Raw genomic sequence first — 17,508 nt, forward strand, 5'->3', positions numbered from 1 at the left:
GCTAGGCGCCTCGCTTGCCGACGTCTTTGGGCCGCCCGCGAGGCTCCTGCTGGGTAATGCAATGGACGTTGCCGCCGCCGAGCAAGATCTCGCGACCGGGGAGGGTGATAATATGGCGCGTAGGGAAGAGTGCAGCCAGCGTCTGCCGGGCCCGTGCGTCCTGCGGATCGCCGTAGACGGGCATGACGATCGCATTGTTGGCGATATAGAAATTGACATAGGAAGCTGCGAGCCGGTCGCCCGCCTGTCGAGGCAGAGTGCCAGGGACATGATCGACCTCGGCGGCCTCCTCGGCGGTGATCAGCACGGGGCTCGGTTGGTGCAGCTTGTGAATCTTGAGCGCGCGACCTTTCGCGTCGCGCATCGAGGCGAGCAGGTCGAACGCCTCGGCGGAAATCGCATGTTGCGGATCGGCGGCGTCGTCGGTCCAGGTCAGCACCACCTCGCCCGGCGCGACGAAGCGGCAGAAATTGTCGATATGCCCGTCCGTCTCGTCGAGATACACACCTTTGGGCAGCCAGAGCACGGAGTCGACATTCAGATAGTCGCGCAGCATCCGCTCGATGTCCGCACGGCCAAGGTTCGGGTTGCGGTTCGCGTTGAGCAGGCATTCTTCGGTTGTAATAACCGTGCCCTCGCCATCGACATCGATCGACCCGCCCTCGAGGACGAAATCAGGAGCGTAGCGATCGTCGCGCTCGAGTTCGAGGACCTTCTCGCCAACGAGGTCGTCCTGGTCCCATGGGAAATAGAGCCCATCGTCGAGCCCGCCCCAGGCATTGAATTTCCAGTCGATGCCGCGCACTGCGCCCTTGTCGTCGACTACGAAGGTTGGTCCGCAGTCGCGAATCCAGCTGTCGTTGCTCGTCATCTCGACGACGCGGATCGCGGGATCGAGCATCTCGCGGGCAATCACATATTGGGCGGGCGAGACACAGACCGTCACGGGCTCGCCCTGGGCAATTGCTGCGGCCACCGCCGCAAAGGCGTGCTGCGCGGGTTTGGCGCCTCTCCGCCAGTTGTCGGATCGCTCGGGCCACAGCATCCAGCAACCGCTATGGGGTTCCCACTCGGCAGGCATGCGAAAGCCATCGGACCGCGGCGTGGTCAGAAGCACCCTAGCCATTCGCTGGCGCTTCGGAGACCGGGCGCGTGCCGACACGCACCATGACTTCGCCGACGAGCAGGGTCAGCAGCGTGCCGCCGCCGACTGCGAGCGCGTAGCTCGGGTCGAAGGCGCCCGGCTGGTAAATGAAAAACACAACGGCCTGCGCGATGAACAGCATACAGATCGCACTCAGCGCCGCTGCGGTTCCGTGCCCGCCAGGCACGCGATAGGGTCGCGGAGTGTCGGGGTCCGCGCGGCGCAGTTTGAGGAACGACAGGAACAACAGGAAGTAAGGCAGCAGAAAGACCACCGAGGAGAAAGCAAAGATCGTCCAGAACAAATCCTCTGCGCTCGATGCCAGGAGCGCGTAAAGAATAAGCACGGCGGACGCGATGATGCCGGTCAGGATCGCGGCGCTTACCGGGGTCTGGAAGCGGGAATGCATTCTGGCGAAGATTTCGGGCAGGTCGCCGCGCTGCGCTGCTTCCGCGGCCGAGCGATTGGCGCCGATCGTCCAGGTGACCATATTGGCGACGAAGGTGTAGAGCGCCATCATGATGAGGATCGTCACGATCGTGCTGCCACCGGGACCGCTCCCGAAAAGCTGGCCGAACGTATCCGGCAATCCTTCGATAAGTCCGATCTGCTCTACCGGCAGGGCGAGTAGGATGCCGAGGGTCGCGAGGATATAGAAGAAGGAAATGAGCAGACCGGAAGAGATGATCGCGCGCGGCACGTCGCGCGCCGGATTCTCCATCTCCTCGCCCGCGCCCGACATCAGTTCAAAGCCGAGGAAATTATAGACGATCACCGGAAGGAAGGCGAGGCTGGCCCCCCAGCTTGGGCTTAGCGCCTGCAGATTGAATTCGTTCGCGACGCCATGCCGAGCAGCAAAGGCGATGCCACCAAGGCCGATCGAGAGCATGATGACCGCCTTGAAGACGGCGCCGACGTTCGGCACCCATTTGCCGAGGTTCAGCGTGACGATGCTGATCCCCACCGTGAGCCAGGTAAGGCCCAGCGTGATGAGCAGCTTCGTGGTGAGACGCATGTCCGGCGCGACGAGCTCGGCGAGCAGCCCCGCGAACAGGATATAGACCGACGGCATCCAGAAAGCGACGTTGACCCACCAGAGCCACGCCGTCCGCCCGGCCCATCGCTGGCCATAGGCGCGTCGGACCCAGGCATAGATGCCGCCTTCCTCCGGATAGGCGCTGCCGAGCTCCGATGTGATCAACCCATAAGGGATGAAGAAGAGGATCAAGGTCAACACCCACCAGAAGATCGACTGGACCCCGATCGCGGCAGATGCCGCCAGCTGATCCACGATCAGGATCGCGCAGACGGTGAACAGCGTCATGTCGAGGCGCCGCAGCACCCTGCGGAAGCGCGGTCGGGCGGTAACGGGGGCGACGGTCGTGGCCATGGCGGCCTCCTTTACTCAGACGCTGAGGAAGCTTTCGATCCGACCCCGATGATAGGAGGCGAGCTCGGGCGAAGGCGTTTTCAGCCGTGGGTGCATGAAATGGACGAGGAGGCCCTTCTCGGCGTGCAGACGGTTTTCCGCCTGATCGAAGATGATCGAGCGCGGCCCGTCCATCACCGCATCGGTCACTTCGACGCCGCGCGACGCGGGCAGGCAGTGCATGAATTTGGCGTGCGAAGGCGCGCGGGCCAGCAAGGCGTCGTTGACCTGATACTCGGGCATGAAAGCCGCTTTGCGATCGGGAATCTCATTTTCCTGACCGATCCACCACCACAAGTCGGTATAGATGAAGTCGGCATCGCGCACCGCCGAGACCACATCGTCGGTGACGGTAAGCGCACCGCCGCTTTGCGCGATATTGGCGCGGGCGATCGCTTGCCAGGCGTCGGGTGCCTGATAGCGTCTTGGTGCGGCGTGGGTGAAATGCATCCCCATCCGGGTGCACATCATCATCAACGACGAGCAGACATTGGTTGCGTCGCCGACGAATACGATCTTGAGTTCGGCAAGCGTCTTGCCGGGGGGAGCATGCTCGATCATCGTGAAGAGATCGCACATCACCTGCGTGGGATGATTATAGTCGGTCAGCCCGTTGATGACGGGCACGGTGGCATGGGCCGCGAGATCGAGGACGGTCTGATGCTTCAGCGTGCGCGCCTCGATCACATCGACCATTCGGCTGATTACCTGCGCGGTGTCGCCCGTGCTTTCGCGCGCGCCCAGGTGAATTTCGCCGGGCTTGAGATAGAGCGCGTGCCCGCCCAATTTGGTCATTGCGACTTCGAACGAGACGCGGGTGCGGGTCGACGGTTCCTCGAAGATCATGCCGAGCGAGGCGCCCGTGAGCAACTTCGGGCAGGCGCCATCCTTGTCCGCTTCCTTCAGCAGGCCGATCAGGTCGATGATCCGCAGCAGTTCCTCGCGGGAGAAATCCTGCGTATCGATGAAATGCCGGAGCGGTTCAGACATGGACCGTAGCTCGGAAGGCAAACGGAAGCGTGTCGAGGACGATGTCGGCCAAAAAGGATGCGCCGCGCGCTGCAAAATGAAATCGCCGCAAGCGCCAGCCGCCTTTGCGTTGAGCTGCGATATCCTTGCTGATCATCATAAGCAGTTCCCGGAAATATTGCGTTGGGATCACTCATGGAATTTCGGGCGATGGAGAATCCGCAATTGCACGTATAGGCTTTAGCGGCGACGCGGGTTTCGGGCGTCAACAAATGCCGCCGAAACGTGCCATCGAACCCTCCATTCTCCGTTCGTTTATCGATGGCTGCGAGCTGCAGCGAAGGTGATGCCCGCCTGCTGGAGTTTTAACGCGACGAGCGCCGGCCTGCCAGAATTCGCGCGGCCACAACCCCGATTGTGAGCAGGGGAACGAGAGCGGCGACCGACCGCGCGGTCGGCGACTTCGAGATCCGCCGCAGCCTCTTGCGCGTCCGCCGGGGAATGTCGATATGATCGGTCACTTTCGACAAATGTTCCATTGTCATGATTGCCTCCTTTGCTTTGGCAATCCTAAATCCGCAGGCGAACCGAAAAATACGTAGATGCCGCAGTAGGTGGACCCGGTCCGCCGGGTCGGCAAGCTATCAATCCGGGGCTTCGATTGGCGTATCTTCGGGGTGACTGTCGGGCAGGACCGGAGTTTCGGGCGGCGCGCGGAGGGGCTGGGGATCGGTTGACGGAACGGGACGCTCGGGCGAGTGCTTGTCGGGCCGTTCCAAAGGTTCGCCTTCCGGGCATTCGGGATGGCGGATCGGCAAGGCCGCCGAATGTATTGGTGCTGACAGCATGAGACGCCCCTCCTTGGTCTTGATCGCAAGCGGCATCTGGGCGGAGGGAGGTGCGCTGCGCCATAAGGGAATTCCCTGTGCGGGTCGCCATGCTGCCTGGCCTGATCGCTGGTCAGGGATGAAGAACGAGTGCGCCTTCCACCTTTCCCGAGCGCAGCAGATCAAGCGCCGTGTTCGCCCGGTCGAGCGGGAGAGGCGTGACATGCGTTTCGATCGAGTATTGCGCCGCAAGCGCGAGGAATTGCGCGCCATCGGCGCGCGTGAGATTGGCGACCGAGAGGATCGATCGTTCTCCCCACAAATCGGCATAGGGGAAGGAGGGTATGTCGGACATGTGGATGCCCGCGCAAACGACCCGGCCTCCCTTGCGGACATGCCGGAGCGCCTCGGGGACCAGCGCGCCGGCCGGCGCGAAGATGATCGCCGCGTCGAGCGGTTCGGGCGGCGCCTCGATCGAACTTCCGGCCCACTCGCACCCGAGATGCCGTGCGAATGCCTGTCCGTCGCCGTCGCCTTCGCGCGTGAATGCAAAGACGGTGCGGTCTTCGGCGAGCGCGAGCTGCGCGAGAATATGGGCGGCCGCGCCAAAGCCATAAAGTCCGATGGATTTGCCGTCGCCCGCCAGGCGATAGGCGCGGTAGCCGATCAGGCCGGCGCAAAGCAGCGGGGCTGCGTGCAGATCATCGAAAGCACCGGGTAAAGGAAAGCAGTAACGCGCGTCCGTGATGCAGTGCGAAGCGAAGCCGCCATCGCGTGAAAAGCCGGTGAAAACCGCATGATCGCAAAGATTCTCCCGGCCGCCGCGACAATAGCTGCACGTCCCGCAGGTACCGGCAAGCCAGGCGATGCCCACCCGGTCGCCAAGGCGAAATGGACCGGCGCCGGCGCCCATCGCATCGATGCGGCCGACGATCTCGTGACCCGGCACGATGGGAAGGGGACCGCGAATGTCTCCCTCCGCGACATGGAGGTCGGTGCGGCAGACCCCGCAGGCTGTCACGGCCACACGAATTTCGCCGGGGCCGGGATCGGGCAGCGGCCGTTCGACGCGCCGCAGCGGTTCGCCGGGCGCATCGAGCTGCATTGCGATCATCATCTGCGCCATCGCCCGAGCTTTCCCGCTGATCACTTCCTGCCCGTGTCGCTCGGCCGCGCGAATAAGGCTGCGATAGCCGGGGATCGCCCAGTCCGCGGGCAGCGGTTAACCGGCTTGCCGGCGCAAATCGATTTCGAGCAAAGCGAGCGTCGCATCGCCTTCATAGTCGCTTGACTTGAACCCCAGCGTGCGCTCGATTTCGATCGCGTCGCAATTGGCACGGCTCTCGATCGACCGGAGGCGTGCGATGCCGCGCTCGCGTGCAAGGTCGATCGCATGATGAAGCAGGCTCCAGCCGACTCCGCGCCCCTTACAGGCCGGCGCAACCGAAATCGCGACCTCGGCATTTTCGAACCGGTCGTCGGCCGCGAGGAGCAGCGTCGCGATGAGCTTGCCGCCGGCACGCTCGAAGGCGAGAAGATGCTCGCGGTGGCGATGATCGACCTCGACCAGCGCGGCGAGCTGCGCTGTCGAGAGGTGCGATTGTGCGCTCAGAAAGCGGTACCGCATGTCGTCGGGCGCCAACGCGTCATAGAAGGCGTCGAGAATTGCGGCATCCTCCGGCCGCACCGGGCGAAGCGCTATTTCGAAGCCACTGCGCGTGGTGAGAGGGGTCTCGCCTGCTTCGGAGAGTGTCGCGTCAAGCGATCGGCCGATCATGATATAGGTTCCCGGTGAGCCATTGTTTTGGCCCGCTTCACACCGAGCGTCAGTGTTCCCACGATACGACGATTTGCCTCGCCGACCCTCGCACGGTCAGCGTGAATCGTCGCGTCAGGGTCGCGCGAGCAGCGCGTCCGCCGGGGTGCGATTATGCGGGATGTCATCATCCTGATCCTCCAATAGTCTGCAGTCTAGCGCGTCACTTGGCGCGCGCATTCCGTAATGTTGCGTAAGCCGTCAGGTCGATTTCGACGTCCATCGCCGGCTCGGCGCCGCAGGGCCTTGAAGCATGGCCCGGCGAAAGCGGACTTGCGCGTTCGATCGAATCCAAGGCGCGCCTCTACGCTCGCAGACTGCCGGGATTACCGGCTCCTGACGCGGGTCCCGCTGCTAAGAGAGGCGGAGGGATTGATCGCGACTATTTCGCCTTCGCGGAGGCCGCGAAGTACTTCGCCGTATAGATCGTTCATCTGGCCGACCTCGATAGCGCGCTCTGCAGCGCGTCCTCGCGCAACCACGAAGACCCGCCACTCGCCATCGGCGCCGCGGAAGAGAGCTCCGATCGGCACGCGCACGGCGTCGGGGCGGCTCCACCGGATGATCGTTGCATCGACCTGATAACCGTGACCGAGACGTGCCGCTTGCTGGGCCGATAAATCGTCGAAACGGATGATGACATTGACCCGCTGCTCCTCGACGCCGAGCGCAGAGATCTTCAGCCGGCCGAAGGGTTCGACCCGTGCGACATGGCCAATAAGTGGTCGCGTCCCACCCCATTGTGTCACTTCTACCTGGTCGCCCGGTTTCACGCGCACGGCTTCGCGTGACAAGAGGTCGACGACCAGCTCGATCTTGTGGGGATCGCCGATCGTCACCAGCGGCGTGCCTTCAAGAATAACGCCTTCGCTTTCGGTGATCACGGAAAGCACCTGCCCCGCCGCGGGTGCGCGGACGGGCACGCCGATTTTCGCGCCACCGGGAGGCTGCGACAAGGCGGCGCGAAGCCGGGCGGCTTCACTGCGATTTTGTGCAAGCAAGGCCTGTCCGCTCGCCACGCGCGTCCGGGCGGCTTCTAACTGCGCCTTCGCAAGGAAGCCGCGGACCGCGAGCGCTTCGGCGCGGGTGAGTTCGCTCTTCGCCTGCGCGAGCGACACCTCGGCACCTCGCGTTGCAGCAAGCGCGGCGGCGAGCGACGCCTCCAGCTCTTTGCGGATGCGCGGGTCGAGGGGTGCGGCCGGTCGTCCGGTCATCCTCGCGATCAGCGCGCCCTTCACCACGCGGTCGCCCGCTTCGAGTTCGATACGCGAGAGATACCCGCTTACCGGCGCCGCAACGACATAATATTCCTCGGCGCGGGTCACGCCATCGTCGGTCACGCCGACAGCCATTGCGCCGCGGGTTATCCTGGCCGTGTCCACGGGCTGCGGCGACGGCCAGAAAGCAAAGGCGAGGCCCGCGAGCAGGAGGATTGCGACGACAAGGGGCCAACGCCAGCGTTTGAGCATCTGTTTCATCATTCGCGCGCCTTCAAAACCCTTATCATGTCGAGCCCCAGGACGCGCCGCGCGACGAGCGCTGCGGTCGCCATCGCCGCGGCGAGGACGACTAGGATCGCATAGCCATAGGTCGATCTGGCGGGCGCAAAAGGCAGACGAAACAGGTCCGAACTAAACATTGCGGTCATCAGCTGGGCCATCCAATAGCCGATCAGGCAGCCGACCGGCACGGCGGCAACCACGAGCAGTGCGAGCTCGCCGAGAAGGATGAGGGCGACTTCGCGGCGATGGTAGCCGAGGACGCGCAGCGTCGCGAGCTCGTGCGCGCGCTCGGAGAAAAGGATGCGGGCGCTGTTGTAGACGACGCCCACGGTGATCGCCGAGGCGAAGCCGATATAGAAAAAGAGCATCGTGAAAAGATTATCGTCGATCATCCGCTCAAACAATCGCAGCGCCGCGTCGCGCTCGGTAACGCCAAGCACGGCGGGCATGCCCTTCAGGGCGTTCAATATGCTCTCGCGTGCCGCAGGATCGATACGGAGCAGCGCGGCTCCCACGGGGGCGGCGTCGCGCGCGATGCGATCGAGCGTCGCTTCGCTGGCATAGGCGCGAGCGCCGACAAATTCATCGACGATCGTCGCAACCGGTATGCGAAGCTGGGTACGCCGTCCGCCGAGCATTTCGAGATCGACAGTGTCGCCGGCGCGCACGCCAAGCTGGTCGGCGAGCTGCCGGCTCAGCATCAGACCCGCTGGCGGCAGCGCGATTTCGTGGCCGTTGCGATCGATGTGCGCCAGAAGCTGCGATCGGGCAGGTGCCGCCTCGATCGCGGTCCGTTCGGCCCGGTTTTTGGAGCGCAGTTTCACCGCGATCGCACGGGTCGCTTCGGCACGCAAAACGCCGGGGACCTGCGCGAGCGCAAAAACCGCATCGGGACCGCGCGGCTCGGTGAAGGTCACGATGAGATCGTGGCGCTGCGATCGGAAGAAATAGGAATCGAGCATCGCCCGGCTCGAATCGAGAAATTGCATCGTTGCGAAAAGCAGGCCCATCGACAGCGCCACGCCAAAGATGGTCATCGCCGAACGCGCAGGCCAGCGGGCAATGTGACGCAGGATCATATGGCCAATGACCGAAAGGCCCGCCAGCCGGCCGATGCGTTCGACGGCGCCGCTGCGATAGACCGGGGGAGGCGGCGGGGCCATTGCGACCGCCGGACTCAGCTGGACCGCGGCGCGCATTCCGCCAAGCGCGCCGAGACCCGCCGAGCCGGCGGCGAGTATGGCGGCGCCGACGAAGACAGCGGGCGAGATATGATAGCGCAAAATGGGAAAGCGGTAATATTCCGCATAGAGGCTCGTCATCCCGCGCCCCATCCAGATGCCGGCGAGCGAACCGATCAGGGTCGCGACGAGCGCTGTCACGAGCGCAAATTTAAGGTAATGCCAAGCGATTGCCCGGTCTGGGTAGCCGAAAGCCTTGATGAGGCCGATCAGCGTTCGCTCGGTGCGGATCATGCGTCCCAGCACAATATAGACGAGGAAGGTCGATACGATCAGGAACACCGGCGGAATGACGCGGGTCATCGCCTCGAGCTGCATGAGCTCATTGTCGAGAAAGGCGTGACTGATATGGTCGGCACGGCCATAGGCTCCAGTGCCGCCATAGGGGGCGAGCAAGAGATCGAGGCGGCGGATTATATCGGCTTCCGATGCTCCCCGCTCGACCGTCAGCGTGATGCGGTTGATTGCTCCGCTACGGCCGGTGGCCGCCTCGAGCGACTTCTCGCTCATCCAGAAGATACCAAAGCGACTGTTGTCGGGGATAAGATCGCCCGGTGCGATCGAATAGATATAATCGGGCGAAAGGCCGATTCCGACAATGGTCAATGGTTGCTTGCGGCCGTAGATGACCGCGTCGAGACGCGCACCGAGCGCAAAGCCGTTCGCTTTGACGAAGGCTTCGTCCGCGACGACTTCTCCCGGCCGGTCTCGATCGGGGAGCCGGCCGGCGCGCAATGTCAGACGGTTGAGCACGGTGCTCTCTCTGTCGCTCAGCGAGTTGATGAGCGCACGCGCGGGTGCGCTGCGTTCCGGAAGCACGAGCGTCGCATATTGACGGATCGAACCTTCGGCGCGCCGGATGCCGGGGATTTTGGCGACGCGCGCGACGATGCTTTGCGGTGCGCGCGTCATGTCGGCAAAAATGTCGGCGAAAGCGCTCTGGGCATAATAGGCATCGCGCGTCTCGGTGAGCGAGCGGTGAACGCCGAGCGAAAGGACGAAGGTTGCGCTCGCCGCTGCGAGAACCAGCGCGATCGCCATCACCTGGCCGCGCATGCGCCACAGGTCGCGCACCAGTTTTAGGTCGAGCGCCTTCACCACGAAATTTCCGCGGGATCGATCGGAGCGTCATTGACTTCGACGCGTGCGATGCGCCCGTCAAGGAAGTGGAAGACGCGGTGCGCCATGGCGGCGATGCCGACATTGTGCGTGATGATGACAACCGTACTCCCGAGCGTCCGGTTGGCCTCGGCCAGCGTTTCGAGCACCTGGATACCGGTGCTGCTATCGAGCGCGCCCGTCGGCTCGTCGCACAGCAGCACACCGGGCTGCTTGGCGATCGCGCGCGCGACTGCGACTCGCTGCTGTTCCCCGCCCGACAGCTGCGCGGGATAATGGTCACGGCGATTCGCGAGACCGACGAGGGCAAGCGCGTCGGCGGCGCCCATCGGCTTTTCGGCAATATCCGTGACAAGCCGGACATTCTCCTCGGCCGTGAGGCTCGGGATCAGATTGTAGAATTGGAAGATGAATCCGACGTTGGCGCGCCGGAAACGGGTCAGTTCGGTCTCGTCCATCGCGGCAAGGTCGAGATCACGATAATAGAGGCTGCCCGAGGTCGGGCGATCGAGTCCCCCGAGGATGTTGAGCAGCGTCGACTTGCCGCTTCCCGAAGGACCGAGAAGTATCAGAATCTCGCCAGCGGGAATGACGAGGTCGACGCCGCGGAGCGCCTGAACCTCGGTCTCGCCGCTCCGATAGATTTTGGCGAGATCTGCGCAGCGAAAGGCTGGCGGCGCGCTATCGCAAATCTCGCTGCTCATCGCGCGCCGTCCATCCAGCCCAGCGCCCGGGCCGCATCGCCGAGCACGGGAACGAAAGGGATCGCTGCCAGGCGCGCGGATACGGAATCGGCGGCGCGGGACGGCGCGATGCCGGCATCGCGCCGCCGCGCAGCAAAAGCGATCAGGGGCGATCCGCTCGACACGAGGTCGTTGACGATGATCGCCGGGCGCCCGCGCGCCGGATCGACCCCCGGCACAATAAGCCCAATCTCCCGGTCGCACCGCTATCGGCCCGTCGGGCGCGGAGGCGATCGCCGGTTTCGAAGTTTGCAGCGGCCAGCATGCAATCGCGCTAGCAGTTGGCCCGCCCGCCCCGAATCAGGACTAATACGTATCGGTGGGGCTGGCGCATTTCTGTCAGCGTCGGTCCCGGCGAGATTGCGCGTGCCGCAGGCCATAAGCATGTTCGCATATTTCGGCAAATCGGGGGCGAGCCCCAAACTCCGCACCTGATGGAGGACGAGCATATCGATTGAGGGCCGGTTGCGGCCTACCTGTCTGTCGAGCTGGACGGGCCCTGCCTGGCTCCGGACGCCGCTTGCACAGCATTCCTGTTGGACAAACCATAGAAGCCTGGCGCAAACAGCTGCAATGAGCGAACCCGAGATCCTGATCTGTCCGGCATGCGATGCCGCGAACCGCGTTCCGCGCGCGCGGCTGGGCGATGCACCGCGCTGCGGCCGTTGCAAGGCGGCGCTGTTCGAAGGCCAGCCGCTTGCTCTCGACGCCGGTCGTTTCGACCGGCTGATCGGCACCGGCACCCTGCCGGTGCTCGTCGATTTCTGGGCCGAATGGTGCGGCCCATGCAAGGCGATGGCTCCGGCCTTCGCCGCCGCAGCGCGCGATCTCGAGCCCGGCTTCCGTCTCGTCAAGATCGATACCGAGGCGGAACCGACGCTGGCTCATCGCTATGCGATACGGTCGATACCGACACTCATGGTCGTATCCGGCGGTCGCGAGGTGGCGCGGCAGTCGGGCGTTATGGATCGTGCTTCGCTGGTTCAGTGGGCGCGCGCGGCCGCGACAAGCTGATCTGCTCCAGGCCGGTTGTTCTGCCGCCGCGTCCGGCGTTCAAGAGCCGCTTGAGGGCTTCAAGCAGCAACAGGACGAGTAAGACGGTTACCGCCAGCGCGGCCGCCTCGGAAAGATTGAGCGGTGCGAACGACAGCAATTCGGCGACGGGCTGAACAAATTGGGCCGCCAGGAGGAGCAGAGTGACGGAGGCGGCGACCGCGACAAGGGCGCGGTTCGGGCGCGTTACTGCGCGCACCAGCGAGGAGGAAAAGGATCGGTTGACGAGCACGAGTCCAAGAACGATCGCCACCAGCGCAAGATAGGCGAGGCTGCGCAGCTGGTTTTCCCCGATACCTGCCGTCCATCCCCAGGACAGCAGCACGGCGATCGCCCCGACCGCAATCATGCCCTGACCGAACGACCAGCCGAGCATCGCGCGCGGCATGAGCACGCTGTCTGGGTGGCGCGGTGGACGCCGCATGATGTCATCCTCTTCAATCTCGGATTCGAAAACCAGCGAGCAGACAGGGTCGATGACCATCTCGAGCAAGGCGATATGGATGGGGGCGAGCAGGATAGGCAAGCCGAAGAGCAAGGGTGCGAGCGCCAGACCAGCGATCGGGATATGCACGGCGATGATGAACGCGGTCGCCTTGCGCAGATTGTCGAATATGCGCCGGCCCACGCGGATCGCGGTGACGATCGACCCGAAATCATCGTCGAGCAGCACGAGCGACGACGCCTCGCGCGCGACATCGGTACCGCGCCCGCCCATGGCGATCCCGATATGTGCAGCCTTGAGCGAGGGGGCATCATTGACGCCGTCACCGGTCATGCCGACGACCGCACCCGCCGCTTTGAAGGCGGTGACAATGCGCAGCTTTTGCTCGGGCATGATCCGCGCAAAGACCGTCACCCGTTGGAGGGCCCTGGCGAGTTCGGCGTCGTCCATCGCCGCGAGCATCGGACCCGTAACCACCTCGCCTTGTGCGATGCCCGCCTCCTGCGCGATCGCGCGCGCGGTTTCGGGATAATCGCCGGTAATCATCACCACATGGATGCCGGCGCTGCGACATTGCGCCATCGCGGCGGGAACCGAAGGACGCAGCGGATCCTCAAAACCGACAAGTCCGCGAAAGACAAAGCCGAATTCGCGCGGATTGGCCGGGGGTGTCGACCCCGTCCATCGCGCCTCCGCGACGCCCAGAACGCGCAGGCCCTCGGTCGCCATGGCATCAGCCATATCGCACAACGCCGCATGATCGTGCGATTCGAGACGGCATAATCCGGCGATTGCTTCGGGCGCCCCCTTCGCGGCGACCATTTGCTCGCTGCCCCCCGTTTCCCACAGATGCGACACGGCCAGCAATGCGGGATCCAGCGGATAGCGCTGACGCAGTCGCCACGCCTCGGTGCGTTGCGGTGCAAGCTCGCCCGCGTCGCTGTGTGATTGGAGTTCGTCGAAGGCGATCTCCATCGGGTCGACGGGCTCGGGCGCGCTTGCCAATGCGCCAAGCGTTACCATCGACCGGAAATCGGTGGGCATCGCTTCGCCCCGTCGAAGATCGAAGCTGCGTCCATCGGGCAGGCGCAATTGGGTGATCGCCATGCGGTTCTGCGTCAATGTCCCTGTCTTGTCGGTGCACAGGACCGTCGTCGATCCGAGTGTCTCGATTGCCGCGGCTCGGCGCGCAAGCACACGCACCCGCGATAGACGCATCGCGCCCATGGCCATGAAAACTGCGAGCACCACGGGAAATTCCTCCGGCAGCATCGCCATCCCGAGCGCGATTCCGGCTAGCGCGCCTTCGAGCCAGTTGTCGCGCAGCAACCCGTAGAGCATCACCGCGAGCAAGCTCGCGCCGATCCCGCCGGCCGCAAACAGCAACACGAGACGCCGCGTCTGACGGTAAAGGCGGGGCGTCTCGATCTCGAAGCTGGCGAGCGACTGCCCGATGCGGCCGATCTCGCTCAGCGCGCCGGTCGCCTGCACGGCGCACAGGCCGCTGCCGCCCACCACCAGCGATCCCGAATAGACATAGGGTAGCATGTCGCCGCCGGGGCGAGGCGCCGCGAGGGGAAAGGGCGCGGTGGCACTGGATTTCCGGACAGCGACAGATTCGCCGGTGAGGAGCGACTCGTCGACGGATAAGCCATGCGCTTCGACCAGCCAGCCATCGGCCGGGACCCTGTCTCCCTCGGCGAGAACGAGCCTGTCGCCGCGCACAACTTCGCGTCCAGGAATGCGCCGCCGAACGCCGCCACGGATGACGAGCGCGCGCGGACTCGCGAGATCGCGCAGGGCTTCAAGCGCTCTTTCGCTACGCGATTCCTGGATGACGGTGATCCCAATCGAAAGCCCCGCGAGAAGGGTGAGGATCATGGCCTCCCTGAGATCGCCGAGAGCGAAATAAACGAGGCCGCCGGCAACAAGCAGCGCGAGCATCGGCTCGCGCAGGACTTCGATCACTATGCGCGCGGTGGTTCGCCGTCCTTCACGCGCGAATTCGTTCGGGCCTTCCGCCGCGAGCCGCGCCTGCGCCTCGCTTTCGCTGAGGCCGTTGGTCGCTTCGGCGTCGGCTTCGACCACCATATCAGAGCCGTCCGCATCCGGCGCTCGATCAATCACGGATGATGAAGACCGAAGATAAAGAATTTCGTGCCACCCGCATGGCTGTCGTGCCGAAAAGCCTGTCCTGCCATTTGGGGGCAGGAGAAGACAGCAGGATGACGTCCGCGCTCACGCTTGCCGCAGCGTTCAATATGCCGCGATGGGCTCGGCCCGTCTCGACGAGGTAACGAGCTTCTTCCACCGCCGCGACCGAATGCGCCAGCGCGGCAAGCCGAGCTTCGGCGGCCTCGAATAGCCCCGACGCGCCGACCGAGCGCTCGGCGCGGAGCATCACGCTCCATTCGGACATCACGGTCGCAAGCGTCAGCGTGGCATCAAAGCTGCGGCGAAGTTCGGCGGCAACCTCCAGCAGTCTCGTGGCTTCAGCGCGCCGGTCGGGATCGACGATAACCAATATGCTGCGAAACAAGGGCGTCCTCCTCTATGTGCGAGGCGATTCCTTTCCAGCGAATGGCCCCGCTCACGCCGAAGCTAGGAAAAAGGCAAGCCGCGCGCCGTAGGGAAGACTACGTATCGAGCGCTGACAAGACGATCGGTCTGGGACGGGGCGGGGTTGGCCGGGTCGGCTTTCTCCGGACTAATGACATAATATCAGCGGCACGGGACTTGTCTTGAGAAGGCTCCGCGTCACACCGCCGAAAGTCTCGCGCCAGGCTCCGCGGCCAAAGGCGCCCATCACGACATAGTCGGCGTGCCATCTTTCGCACTCGGCGTTGATGCGCGGCGCAAGCTTCGAACTGCCGTCGCGGATGCGCCGGATTTCGCCTCGCAGGCCGTATTGCGCGAGATACGCCATTGCCTCTTCGGCCGGAACATCTCCACCCGCTATATCTCCCACGGTGAACAGCTCTATCTGTTTAGCCAGCGCGAGGAGCGGAACACTGGCGCGAAGCGCCGCGGCCGCAGACGACCGCCCATCCCACGCGACCAGCGCGCGATCGAACTCGAAACGCTCCTGCGCCGGCGGGACCGCGACGATCGGAGCGCATTGATGTTCGAGAAGCTTGGTGATGATCGCCGGCATGTCTGGAACCCCGTGCTCGTCGAGCGTGCGGTTGAGAATAACGAGGTCGGCAAGCCTTGCCGCCGCGATCGCGCAATTCGCGATATCGCCCTGCACCTCTGTCCAGCTCCAAGCGACATCTTCCCGCGAAAGCCGGTCCCGAACCGCGACCCCGTTCGCTTCGTCGCCGTCGGTTCCTACGGCCAGCATCGATGTTTCGCCGAGGCCGACATATAATTCGCTCGCAATGGTCGTGCGCGGCTTCACTTCGATGCAATTAAGATGGGCATCCAGCGCACGCGCGATGCAGAGCGCAGCCTCAAGCCGCGCATCCTGGCCTTCATCCTCATGGACCAGCAGCAGTATGGATTTCATGATCATCTCCGGTCAATGCCGGTGATGGTGGGGCTGGCGGGAGAGGAGCGCTATCAGCAATGCTACGGACTCGCGCCTTGCCCAAACAATATCTGCTCTCGCGCGAGATTCCACGGTGCGCCGAAAACGCGAAATCGAGAGACTTGTCCGGCTTTGCGAGCGTCAATACAAGATCGGGACCGGATGCGCCGTGGCGGCACGGGATCGCCCGACGCTCGCCGCAAAACAGGCATTTTAGCGCCCTCGGTTGGCCGAAGGAGATAGAACTTGGTCGTCTCCGCTGTTAGCGATCACCTGCCGCCGCTGACCAGTCGACCCACCGCATCGACAAGGGCATGTTCGCGAAGGGGTTTGTCGAAAATCTCCTCGAAACCCGATGCCTTGGCCCGATCGGACAGTTCGAGCGAGCGGTAGGCGGAGATGAGGATAGCCGGACCAGTCCAGCCGCTGCCGCGCATCGATTCCAGCAATGCGATGCCGTCACCATCCTCCAGTCGATAGTCGGCGACGAGGCAGGCGGGTGGTTGCTCGGCGGCATAAGCCAGCGCTTGCGCCATGCTTGGGAAAGCCACTGCGAGGAAGCCGCGGCCCGTCAAGAGCAACAAAAGCGATCGCCGCGTGGCTGGATCGTCCTCGACAATCAGAACGCACCGGTCACTGGAACTGTCATGAAGCGTTGGATCGGTCATGATCGGCGATTCTGGCATAAGTCGAGCTGGCGCATCGAGTATTGTAAATTGCTCATGCAGTCCAAGGCGAGCAAGGTGAACTTGCCGCGCCGCCAAGGTGGAGCGAGGTTCATTGCCGAGCCCCTCGATGTCCTGCGGACGATCAGTGGGCGAGGAAAAGCGGCAACTTGCTGTCACTCAACATCCGTTTGGTTACGCCGCCGAAGGTCTCGCGCAGTCGGCCGCGACCGTATGCGCCCATCACGATATAGTCTGCACACCATGCATCGCTCTCCTTGGCGATCGAGGCATTGGCCCGGCTTTCTGACTTTTCGACAATCTTCACCGCGGCGTGAATCCCGTGGCGTGAAAGATATGTCGCCGCCTTTTCGGGTTCGCTCCGCAAATCTTCGTCATCCCCTTCCCGCGCCATGAAGATTTCAACGTCGCTGGCGAGGGAGAGAAGCGGCACGGCGGCGCGCAGGGCCGCGGCTGCCGAGCGCCCGCCGTCCCACGCCACGAGCGCGCGGTCGAAAGCGAAGCGTTCGAAGGCCTCGGGGACCGCGAGGACCGCAGCATTGGTGCGTTCGACGATGCGGCTCGTGATGTCGCGCATGTTCGGGAGCGGATAGCCATCGAGGGCGCGATTGAGGATGATGAGATCGGCAAGGTCGGCGGCGTCGAGGACCGAGGCTGCCATTTCGCCCATCGTGTCGGCCCAGCTCCAGCTGACATCCTCGTGCGAAAGGCGGGCGGTCAGCGCCGCCTTGTTTTTTGCCTCGCTGTCGCGCTCGTCGAACAGGACGACGCTTTCGCTATACCCCATGACCGTATTGCCGGCGACGACCGGATAAGGGGTGACATCGATGCAGGCGAGATGGCCGCCGAGCGCGCGCGTAATGTCAAGCGCCGCCTGCAGTCGTGCTTCCTGGCCAGCGTCATGATGCACCAGCAACAGAATATTTTTCATGAGCCATCTCCTTCGGGATGGTTCCGACATTAAGAAGCGCAGGCATCACCCGATATGCGCAATGATACGGATAG

General features: G+C 63.9%; 18 protein-coding genes. 1 reads left to right on the forward strand and 17 read right to left on the reverse strand.

Annotated elements, in window-relative coordinates; all coding sequences use genetic code 11:
- Position 1: 1 nt before the first annotated feature.
- The 12 genes from aguA to ACT17R_RS08770 all read right to left on the reverse strand — a co-directional run bounded on the left by aguA (position 2) and on the right by ACT17R_RS08770 (position 10,969).
- Positions 2–1,126: an agmatine deiminase gene (aguA, locus tag ACT17R_RS08715; RefSeq protein WP_444809274.1), complete on the reverse strand. Its 1,125-nt coding sequence runs from the start codon at positions 1,124–1,126 to the stop codon at positions 2–4.
- A complete protein-coding gene (locus ACT17R_RS08720; RefSeq protein WP_444809275.1) occupies positions 1,119–2,534 on the reverse strand; it encodes an APC family permease in 1,416 nt (471 codons plus the stop codon). The genes aguA and ACT17R_RS08720 overlap by 8 nt, the downstream gene beginning before the upstream one ends.
- A 15-nt stretch (positions 2,535–2,549) precedes the next feature.
- Positions 2,550–3,563 (reverse strand): putrescine carbamoyltransferase, encoded by a 1,014-nt coding sequence (ptcA, locus tag ACT17R_RS08725; protein ID WP_444809276.1) that lies wholly within the window; start codon positions 3,561–3,563, stop codon positions 2,550–2,552.
- Positions 3,556–3,702 (reverse strand): hypothetical protein, encoded by a 147-nt coding sequence (locus ACT17R_RS08730; RefSeq protein WP_444809277.1) that lies wholly within the window; start codon positions 3,700–3,702, stop codon positions 3,556–3,558. Before ACT17R_RS08730 ends, ptcA begins: the two co-directional genes overlap by 8 nt.
- Positions 3,703–3,907: 205 nt before the next feature.
- A complete protein-coding gene (locus ACT17R_RS08735) occupies positions 3,908–4,087 on the reverse strand; it encodes a hypothetical protein (RefSeq protein WP_444809278.1) in 180 nt (59 codons plus the stop codon).
- Positions 4,088–4,186: 99 nt separating this feature from the next.
- Positions 4,187–4,426 carry a hypothetical protein gene (locus tag ACT17R_RS08740; protein WP_444809279.1) on the reverse strand — a complete coding sequence of 80 codons (240 nt, stop codon included), beginning with the start codon at positions 4,424–4,426 and terminating at the stop codon, positions 4,187–4,189.
- A 76-nt stretch (positions 4,427–4,502) separates the two neighbouring features.
- On the reverse strand, positions 4,503–5,495 hold the full coding sequence (locus tag ACT17R_RS08745) for a zinc-dependent alcohol dehydrogenase family protein (RefSeq protein WP_444809280.1): 993 nt from the start codon (positions 5,493–5,495) through the stop codon (positions 4,503–4,505).
- A gap of 96 nt (positions 5,496–5,591) precedes the next feature.
- Positions 5,592–6,146 (reverse strand): GNAT family N-acetyltransferase, encoded by a 555-nt coding sequence (locus ACT17R_RS08750; protein WP_444809281.1) that lies wholly within the window; start codon positions 6,144–6,146, stop codon positions 5,592–5,594.
- Between the two features lie 365 nt (positions 6,147–6,511).
- On the reverse strand, positions 6,512–7,666 hold the full coding sequence (locus ACT17R_RS08755; protein WP_444809282.1) for an efflux RND transporter periplasmic adaptor subunit: 1,155 nt from the start codon (positions 7,664–7,666) through the stop codon (positions 6,512–6,514).
- Positions 7,663–10,029: an ABC transporter permease gene (locus ACT17R_RS08760; RefSeq protein ID WP_444809283.1), complete on the reverse strand. Its 2,367-nt coding sequence runs from the start codon at positions 10,027–10,029 to the stop codon at positions 7,663–7,665. The genes ACT17R_RS08755 and ACT17R_RS08760 overlap by 4 nt, the downstream gene beginning before the upstream one ends.
- Entirely contained in the window at positions 10,023–10,751 is a 729-nt protein-coding gene (locus tag ACT17R_RS08765) for an ABC transporter ATP-binding protein (protein ID WP_444809284.1), read from the reverse strand. The genes ACT17R_RS08760 and ACT17R_RS08765 overlap by 7 nt, the downstream gene beginning before the upstream one ends.
- Positions 10,748–10,969 carry a hypothetical protein gene (locus ACT17R_RS08770; protein ID WP_444809285.1) on the reverse strand — a complete coding sequence of 74 codons (222 nt, stop codon included), beginning with the start codon at positions 10,967–10,969 and terminating at the stop codon, positions 10,748–10,750. Before ACT17R_RS08770 ends, ACT17R_RS08765 begins: the two co-directional genes overlap by 4 nt.
- A gap of 394 nt (positions 10,970–11,363) precedes the next feature.
- On the opposite strand from ACT17R_RS08770, the gene trxC reads away from it, so the two are divergent.
- Positions 11,364–11,804: a thioredoxin TrxC gene (trxC, locus tag ACT17R_RS08775; protein ID WP_444809286.1), complete on the forward strand. Its 441-nt coding sequence runs from the start codon at positions 11,364–11,366 to the stop codon at positions 11,802–11,804.
- On the opposite strand, the gene ACT17R_RS08780 is transcribed toward trxC, so the two are convergent.
- The 5 genes from ACT17R_RS08780 to ACT17R_RS08800 form a co-directional block, all read right to left on the reverse strand.
- On the reverse strand, positions 11,752–14,379 hold the full coding sequence (locus tag ACT17R_RS08780; protein WP_444809287.1) for a cation-translocating P-type ATPase: 2,628 nt from the start codon (positions 14,377–14,379) through the stop codon (positions 11,752–11,754). The two genes, trxC and ACT17R_RS08780, sit on opposite strands and share 53 nt — an antisense overlap.
- Before the next feature lie 28 nt (positions 14,380–14,407).
- Positions 14,408–14,827 (reverse strand): universal stress protein, encoded by a 420-nt coding sequence (locus tag ACT17R_RS08785; RefSeq protein ID WP_444809288.1) that lies wholly within the window; start codon positions 14,825–14,827, stop codon positions 14,408–14,410.
- Between the two features lie 168 nt (positions 14,828–14,995).
- On the reverse strand, positions 14,996–15,796 hold the full coding sequence (locus ACT17R_RS08790; RefSeq protein ID WP_444809289.1) for a universal stress protein: 801 nt from the start codon (positions 15,794–15,796) through the stop codon (positions 14,996–14,998).
- Between the two features lie 290 nt (positions 15,797–16,086).
- Complete coding sequence (locus ACT17R_RS08795; RefSeq protein WP_444809290.1) at positions 16,087–16,485, reverse strand: response regulator; 399 nt, start codon at positions 16,483–16,485, stop codon at positions 16,087–16,089.
- A 142-nt stretch (positions 16,486–16,627) separates the two neighbouring features.
- On the reverse strand, positions 16,628–17,434 hold the full coding sequence (locus tag ACT17R_RS08800) for a universal stress protein (protein WP_444809291.1): 807 nt from the start codon (positions 17,432–17,434) through the stop codon (positions 16,628–16,630).
- Between the last annotated feature and the right edge of the window lie 74 nt (positions 17,435–17,508).

The sequence above is a fragment of the Sphingopyxis sp. Q841 genome (assembly GCF_052384365.1).
Taxonomy (GTDB): Bacteria; Pseudomonadota; Alphaproteobacteria; order Sphingomonadales; family Sphingomonadaceae; genus Sphingopyxis; species Sphingopyxis terrae_A.